This window comes from Microcoleus sp. A003_D6, assembly GCF_036702825.1.
GTDB lineage: Bacteria > Cyanobacteriota > Cyanobacteriia > Cyanobacteriales > Microcoleaceae > Microcoleus.
On the sequence record NZ_JAUBWA010000207.1, the window covers coordinates 1 to 7,187 of the forward strand.

General features: G+C 46.1%; 8 protein-coding genes and 1 pseudogene. 8 read left to right on the forward strand and 1 reads right to left on the reverse strand.

Annotated features, from left to right (window positions below; translation table 11 throughout):
• Nucleotides 1–256 precede the first annotated feature (256 nt).
• The 4 genes and pseudogenes from QUB70_RS30930 to pipX form a co-directional block, all read left to right on the forward strand.
• Nucleotides 257–622, forward strand: a pseudogene (locus tag QUB70_RS30930) (four helix bundle protein); the annotation flags it as partial.
• A gap of 77 nt (nt 623–699) precedes the next feature.
• Nucleotides 700–1,695, forward strand: coding sequence for an energy-coupling factor transporter transmembrane component T family protein (locus tag QUB70_RS30935; RefSeq protein ID WP_332985571.1), 996 nt, complete (start codon nt 700–702; stop codon nt 1,693–1,695).
• Between the two features lie 70 nt (nt 1,696–1,765).
• Nucleotides 1,766–2,296, forward strand: coding sequence for a holo-ACP synthase (gene acpS / locus QUB70_RS30940; RefSeq protein WP_332985572.1), 531 nt, complete (start codon nt 1,766–1,768; stop codon nt 2,294–2,296).
• A gap of 42 nt (nt 2,297–2,338) precedes the next feature.
• The gene (gene pipX, locus QUB70_RS30945) at nt 2,339–2,608 is read left to right on the forward strand and encodes a transcriptional coactivator PipX (protein WP_332985573.1); all 270 of its coding nucleotides are present in this window, start codon (nt 2,339–2,341) and stop codon (nt 2,606–2,608) included.
• Between the two features lie 77 nt (nt 2,609–2,685).
• Here pipX and QUB70_RS30950 read toward each other — a convergent pair whose 3' ends face one another.
• The gene (locus QUB70_RS30950; RefSeq protein ID WP_332985574.1) at nt 2,686–3,900 is read right to left on the reverse strand and encodes an RNA-guided endonuclease InsQ/TnpB family protein; all 1,215 of its coding nucleotides are present in this window, start codon (nt 3,898–3,900) and stop codon (nt 2,686–2,688) included.
• A 174-nt stretch (nt 3,901–4,074) separates the two neighbouring features.
• Between QUB70_RS30950 and QUB70_RS30955 the strand changes: the two genes are divergently transcribed.
• From QUB70_RS30955 to QUB70_RS30970, 4 genes are all read left to right on the forward strand, one after another.
• On the forward strand, nt 4,075–4,740 hold the full coding sequence (locus tag QUB70_RS30955; protein ID WP_332985575.1) for a YggS family pyridoxal phosphate-dependent enzyme: 666 nt from the start codon (nt 4,075–4,077) through the stop codon (nt 4,738–4,740).
• Between the two features lie 117 nt (nt 4,741–4,857).
• Nucleotides 4,858–5,478: a cell division protein SepF gene (locus tag QUB70_RS30960; protein WP_332985576.1), complete on the forward strand. Its 621-nt coding sequence runs from the start codon at nt 4,858–4,860 to the stop codon at nt 5,476–5,478.
• Between the two features lie 225 nt (nt 5,479–5,703).
• Nucleotides 5,704–6,549, forward strand: coding sequence for a pyrroline-5-carboxylate reductase (gene proC / locus QUB70_RS30965; RefSeq protein WP_332985577.1), 846 nt, complete (start codon nt 5,704–5,706; stop codon nt 6,547–6,549).
• A 16-nt stretch (nt 6,550–6,565) separates the two neighbouring features.
• Nucleotides 6,566–7,147, forward strand: a complete 582-nt coding sequence (locus tag QUB70_RS30970; protein ID WP_332985578.1) for a hypothetical protein — start codon at nt 6,566–6,568, stop codon at nt 7,145–7,147.
• Nucleotides 7,148–7,187 lie beyond the last annotated feature (40 nt).

Below are 7,187 nucleotides of genomic sequence, written 5' to 3' on the forward strand. Positions count from 1 at the left end.
ATTTTTTTTCTTGTGGAATGGGCCCCAGAGCCCGTTCCAGAATTTGATTAAAAGGATTTTTGCAAGAGGTCTATTGAAGAAAAAACGCAATTTAATGATATAATTAAATTGCGTTTTTTTTCTTTTATCTTCCTTCGCCTCTTGGCAATTCAAGAACTTGGTATTTGAAACAATCCCAACTCAAACAATCCCAAATCTAAAATCTAAAATCTAAAATCGCCAGGTGGACTAACAAGAGTTTAAAAGAAGAACAAAGCAGCTAGCATTGAGAGTTATTAAGCTAGTAGATGCGCTGCCAAAAGGCTTAGCTTCTCAGGTAATTGGCAAGCAGTTAATACGTTCAGCAACTTCTGTAGTAGCCAATTATCGCTCGGCTTGTCGCGCTAAATCAACAGCAGACTTAATTCCTAAACTCAGGATAGTGGAAGAAGAAGAAGAAGAAGAAGAAGAAGAAGAAGAAGCGGATGAAAGTCTTTACTGGATGGAGCTAATAGTTGAAGCTGAATTGGTAGATGCCACTAAATTGAAAAGTATAATGTCAGAAACTAATGAAATTTTAGCGATGACAGTTGCATCCATCAAAACCTTAGTAAGTAAGAACCAAACAGCAAATCGCAGATAAAAAAATCCCTCAATCCCTCAATCCCTCAATCAATCCCTCAATCCCCTAATCTAAAATCTAAAATCTAAAATCGCAAGATGGACTTACTTAGATCGCTCCCCATAGGATTGTACCTAGAACAACCCGTAACCTGGCTCCACCGTCTCGACTCCCGCGTAAAATTAGCTTGGTTGATGACATTTCTAATCGCGCCAATCCTCGCCAATCCCATCTGGCGGTTGATGCTAGTAGGAATGTTAATTATCCTGACACTAACAGCATCAATTCCCCTGCGCGTGTGGAAACAGCAAATGGGAGTGCTGCTGCTATTCTGCATTTTAGTATTTTGCCTCAGCGCGATCGCCCCCGACGCACTCCCCTCAGAACACCAGCCCCGCATCCCCGCCGACGAATTAACCTTTTCCCAACAGCCCGCAACCCTTCCCGAACCAGCCCCCAAAAAACCCTGGTACAAACCTTTTAACTTAGGCTCAAACTCCCCAATCCAAAATCCAAAATCCAAAATCCAAAATTCCCTTCCCCAACCCACAAACTACAGTTACGTTTTATTCAAACAAGGCCCGATTAAAATCACCCGCAAATCCCTAGATTTAGCTATCAACGTCAGCACCCTATTTTTCACAGTAATTTACAGCACCAACCTCTACCTCCTTACCACAGCCAGCGAAGAAATCACCAGCGCGATCGAAAACTTAATGCAGCCTCTGCGCCGCTTGAACTGGCCTGTCACCGAAATAGCACTAACATTAACGTTATCTTTGCGCTTCATTCCCCTAGTATTGGAAGAAGTACAAAATTTAGTGCGATCGGTCAGTACCAGAGCCATCAACTGGAAAAAACTCGGATTTCGCCGCGCCGCTCAAGTTTGGTTGATGATAGCCGAGCGGCTGTTAGAAAACTTGCTCCTGCGAGCCGAACAAATTGCCAGCGCCATGAAAGTTCGCGGCTTCACCAGTCCCGATCGACACCGCGTAGAATGGCACCAGTTGCACTTCAAAATCCGAGACTGGATAGCCCTCGGCTGCTTGCTCGTGCTCTGGAGCGCCCGCTTAGTTTGGGGTTGGGACAGTTAAGATTTTAGATTTTAGATTTTAGATTTTAGAATGACTGATGAAGCTAGTGGTTGGGATCGCGGGCCTATATTTGAGTAAGTTTTGTTTGGTACGCGACAGTCCTGCTAAAGTAATGGAGACGAATATTTACAGATCCAAAACCTTGAACATCTATCTCGGGACAGATATTGTATACGTTCCCCGCATTCAAGCCGCATTAGACCGCTTTGGCGATCGCTTCCTCGAAAAAGTTTACACGCCCGCCGAACAAAGAGATTGCGGGCAACTAAATTCTCAACGCAGCAGCATTAAAGGTAAAATGAATCGAGTTTCCTGCAACCAACTAGCGGGGCGCTGGGCAGCCAAAGAAGCTGTTGTCAAAGCTCTAGGCACAGGATGGCGGGGAATACGGTATGCAGATGTGGAAATTCGGCGCTCCGAAAACGGTGCTCCAAACGTGCAACTGCACGGGACAGCAGCAGCACGAGCCTGTGTTTGGGGAAATTGCCAGTGGCAGTTGAGCCTCAGCCACGACGGAGACTATTGCACGGCTACGGCGATCGCCCTTTGCACCCCGCCTGAGAACAACCCCGTCCCCACAAACACCGAAACTAACACCTAAAATCTAAATCTTTAATCTAAAATTGACCGACTATAAACTTGAATGACTACCGAAACTTACCTGAATCATCCCAACTTTGGCCTCCTCTTCAGGGTATCCAAGGTTGAAGACAGCCAAGAATTATTTACCACCCTATACGCCCAGCGCCTATTTTTTTTGGTAACAAACGGCCCTGGCGGGCTGAGATTTGAACCCATCAGTCGCTCCGACGCTCGCCTTATGGTCGAAATTCGCCTGCGAAGCCTCCGTCGCAGCGGTCAATATCAGGAGTACGACCAATTGCAGGCGATTCACAAGCGCACGTTTCTATAGCAAAAATCGGTAATTCGCAATCGGTAATTGGTAACTTGTTGACACTCCCCACGCATAGAATGCGGGGGATTCTTCTCTCACAGGCTCGACTCTAGACCGATATTACTATCGATCCCCGATAGAACGCCTCCAGAAGCAGTTTTACTCACGGGCTGCCCGACCGCAAGGATACCTCTGTCTCTAATTACTTGTGCTGCTGCTGTATCCCGATGAGTGGTGTACCCGCACGACTGACAACTGTGGATTCTGACATCCAAGGTTTTCTTACCAGTATGGGTTCCACATTGGGGGCAAATTTGACTCGTATAGTTTTTATCAACACGAGCAAAATACACCCCGCGCTTCCAACACACATGAGACAGAATCGAGAAGAATTGACCATAGGCTGCATCGAGAGTATGTTTACCAAACATCCCCTTTGCCCAAGCCTTAAAATTGATATCCTCAACGAATATCATTCCTGCTCGGTCACATAACAGATGAGCTAATTTATAGTGCCAATCCTTTCTGGTATCACTAATTTTTTGATGAATTCTAGCAATCTTTTTCTGGAGATTAAGCCAATTATTAGACCCTTTTCTTTGATGCTTTAATCTTCGTTGCAGTGATTTCAACTCGCGGTGAAGTGCCTGAAAAAATCTCGGTCTGTTGACTAATTCTCCATCTGAAGTTGCGAGGTATTTGTCAAGCCCAATATCTACCCCTAATGGATGTCCTGACGGTGGGCGAGCGGGCAGGTTGACTGCTAACTGGTAGGTGAGCATGACAAAATATCCTGATACCCTTTTAACTACTCTAATTTGCTTGAGTAGAAAACCCTCTGGTGTGGGTCTAGACATTTTCATCCTTACCCACCCAATATACGGCAGGTTAACCGTTCCATTCTCCACTGCTGCATCCTTAACAGCCGGGAAAACAAACGAGCGCATCCGTTTTTTGAAGCGAGGAAACCCATGCCCTCTATCCCACATTGCCACAAATGCCGACTCTAAAACCTTTAAAGTTTGCTGCAATACTTGCGAATGAGGGGTCTTTAATTCGGGACAATGCTTCTTAGCTTCTGACAAACCTTTGCACTGACTAGCATAGGTTGGTCTCGGAGTATCCGGTGAGATAATATACTCACCAACTATCGAACAAGCATTAACAGAAGACTTACGAGAATTAACCCAATCTTTCCGTTCTCGCAAGGCATAGTTATAAACCTGACGACAAACAGACAACCAAATCTCAAATATTTGAACTTGAGATTTGGTCGGACGTAGTTTGTACTCGTGAGTTACTGTTAGCATGATATAATCATATCATGCTTTTAGAAATCAACCAGGATTTTTCTAAGACTGTAGGCTGCCGCATCCGCTGCCGAGTTCATCCCCACGCCTGAAGTCGGGGGCTTTTCTCTCGTTTTCCGGTAATTGGTAACTGTCTCAATTTTCCTTCCCTCCAGTCAAGAGCGTTCAGCACCCATGACCATTGCTTCTCGAATTAACAGCATTCGCCAAAAGTTGCCGGAATCAGTGCGGTTAATTGCCGTTACCAAACAGGTACCGACTGATGCTATCCGCGAAGCATACGACGCCGGCATTCGGGATTTTGGCGAGAGTAAGGTTCAAGAGACTGCCGAAAAACAAAGCCAACTGCAAGATTTGCCGGATATCAACTGGCACTTGATCGGTCACTTGCAAGCGAACAAAGCAGCCAAGGCCTTAGAGCATTTCCAGTGGATTCACTCTCTCGACAACTTAAAACTCGCGACTCGGCTATCGCGCTTGGCGGGCGAACAGTCCTGCTCTCCCCAAGTCTGCCTGCAAGTCAAAATGTTGCCCGACCCGGACAAATACGGCTGGAGCGTCCCAGAACTGCTTGCCTCCCTCTCCGAACTCAACAATTGTCAGCACATCAAAATTCAAGGTTTGATGACAATACCTCCGGTGGGATTAGATGACTCGCAAATCTTAGAATTGTTTAACAGCACCCGCGAACTTGCTGACAAAATCGATCGGCAAAATTTTCCCCGCATTCAAATGCAGCAGCTCTCCATGGGGATGTCGGGAGATTATCATTTGGCAATTCAGGCAGGTGCTACTATGATACGGCTAGGACAAACCTTATTTGGCTCTAGGAAGAGATAGTTAATCGATCTCGGACGATCGAGACAACTTGGGTTAAATATAAATTAGTCAGCGACCCACGACTAGCCCGCAACGCGAGTATAGTCGGGGCAGCAAAGTCGTGACGGAGGGTAAATCATGAATGTTATTTCCAAGCTGCGAGATTTTATAGGCTTCAACAATGAGCCTGAGTACGATTACGAGTACGACGAAACCGAAGGCGATCGCTTTCGGAACGCCTACCAACCGCCTGAACAGAACGCAGCAGCCGCAGCCGCAGCCGCAGCAGAAGAACGCCGCCAAAATAGCAGAATGCGGGAGCGGTCAGTAGTAGGATCGACAGGTACGGATGTTGTTGCACCAACTGGGGGAGTAGGGTCAGTTATGAATAACGTGATTGGAATGCCTGGAGCTATGAACGGGATTTCGGAAGTAGTGGTTATGGAGCCGCGCACCTTTGAAGAGATGCCGGCAGCAATTCGAGCTCTTAAGGAACGCAAGTCTGTGGTTTTGAACCTGACGGTGATGGACCCAGACCAAGCGCAAAGAGCTGTGGACTTTGTGGCGGGCGGTACTTACGCTCTTGACGGTCATCAAGAACGAATTGGCGAAAGTATTTTCTTGTTTACGCCTAGCTGCGTGCAGGTGAGAACTCAGTCGGGTGTGGTTCACGAAGTGCCGCCAGCTCAAGGACGGCCCCGCGCTGCTGCTCCTGCACCGACAGTTTGGCCGGCAGAACAAGCTCAAATGGCTCAGTAGTTATTAGTCATTAGTCAGCAGTCATTAGTCATCAGTCATCAGTCATCAGTCATTAGTCATTGGTCATTAGTCATCAGTGATTAGCAAGTAGCTTTTAACTAGGCAGCTCCTAAATTTTGTATTCCTTTATTCTGGAAGCTTAACTCTTAGTTAAGACTGTTGATTAATAACTACTAATGACTAATGACTAATAACTAATGACTAATAACTAATGACTAATGACTAATGACTAACATAAAATTTGGTACGATCGGCGGCGGGGTAATGGGGGAAGCTCTCTTATCCCGCTTAATAGCACAGAAAGTTTATTTGCCTTCAGAAATATTGGTGAGCGACCCGCAACTCCAACGCCGCCAATTTTTGACAGAGACATACGGGATCGGAACAACAGCCAGCAATCTAGAAGTTGCTGCCGCTACAGAAGTGCTGTTTTTGGCGATTAAACCGCAAGTTTTTGATACGGTAGCTTTGGAGTTGGCTGTGGCGACCGATCGCAAACAGGGAAATAATGGAGAAACGGCTGATTCCCAGCCGGAATCTGTGGTAGTGTCGATTTTGGCAGGAGTGCCGCTCAGCAAGCTCGAACCAGCGTTTCCGGGGCGGGGAGTGCTGCGGGTGATGCCAAATACTCCGGCGACGGTGGGGGCGGGAATGAGCGCGATCGCTCCGGGGAAACTCGTTCAACCGGCTGATTTAGAATTGGTAAAGCGCATCTTTCAGGCCGTGGGAGAAGTAGTGGAAGTGCCCGAAAGTATGCTGGATGCGGTGACTGGGCTTTCAGGTTCCGGGCCCGGTTATGTTGCGATTTTAATAGAAGCCTTGACAGATGGCGGAGTTTGTGCTGGTCTGCCGCGGGCGATCGCCTCTCAATTAGCCCTGCAAACAGTATTCGGTACTGCGAAGCTGTTGCAAGAAACGGGAATGCACCCCGCAGAATTGAAAGATCGAGTTACCAGTCCCGGCGGCACAACTATTGCCGGAATTGCTAAATTAGAGAGTAACGGCTTTCGCTCTGCGCTGATCGAAGCAGTGAAAGCAGCTTGTTTGCGTTCTCAAGAATTGGGTAAATAAAAACAGAGAATTTAAGATGGCTTATAGCGACTTCAAGCTGAAGGAACTTGTCAAGCAATTTGACTTAACTCTTAACGAAAATCAAGATTTATTTGCCGATATATCAGAAGTAGAATCTAGTGAAATTCTGAAAGTAGCGTTGAAAGAAAACGCAGCATTAGCAGTAGATATAAATACGGAAAAAGCTCGTTCCGAACTGATTATCGCACCAATTTTACTTGAAGTTAGGCGGCAATTAAATTATCAAATTGGTCTATTTTCCGGTTCCGAGTTTAATGTAGCTCCCGAAAAAGGATTGAATGGAACCTGCGATTTTTTAATGAGTTTGTCAGCGGAACGCCTGTTTATCAGCGCCCCTGTGATTACGCTGGTTGAAGCTAAAAAAGAAGATATTAAGGCTGGGTTGGGACAGTGTGCAGCCCAAATGTTAGCCGCTCAGTTATTTAACGAAGAGGAGGGAAATAATATCCCAATTATTTATGGAGCCGTGACATCGGGTACTGTGTGGAGATTTTTGAAGTTAGAGGGGAATATTGTTTCTATTGATGCGATCGAATATTATCTAACCCACATTCCGCAGATATTCAGACAAATTTAATAATTTTAAATTTGGAGGCATGAAACCCTGAAATAAATAC

Coding starts and splice junctions, on each gene's coding strand:
- QUB70_RS30935 (WP_332985571.1), top strand. CDS start 700: ATGGACTTACTTAGATCGCTCCCCATAGGATTGTACCTAGAACAACCC.
- pipX (WP_332985573.1), top strand. CDS start 2,339: ATGACTACCGAAACTTACCTGAATCATCCCAACTTTGGCCTCCTCTTC.
- QUB70_RS30950 (WP_332985574.1), bottom strand. CDS start 3,900: ATGCTAACAGTAACTCACGAGTACAAACTACGTCCGACCAAATCTCAA.
- QUB70_RS30955 (WP_332985575.1), top strand. CDS start 4,075: ATGACCATTGCTTCTCGAATTAACAGCATTCGCCAAAAGTTGCCGGAA.
- QUB70_RS30960 (WP_332985576.1), top strand. CDS start 4,858: ATGAATGTTATTTCCAAGCTGCGAGATTTTATAGGCTTCAACAATGAG.
- proC (WP_332985577.1), top strand. CDS start 5,704: ATGACTAACATAAAATTTGGTACGATCGGCGGCGGGGTAATGGGGGAA.
- QUB70_RS30970 (WP_332985578.1), top strand. CDS start 6,566: ATGGCTTATAGCGACTTCAAGCTGAAGGAACTTGTCAAGCAATTTGAC.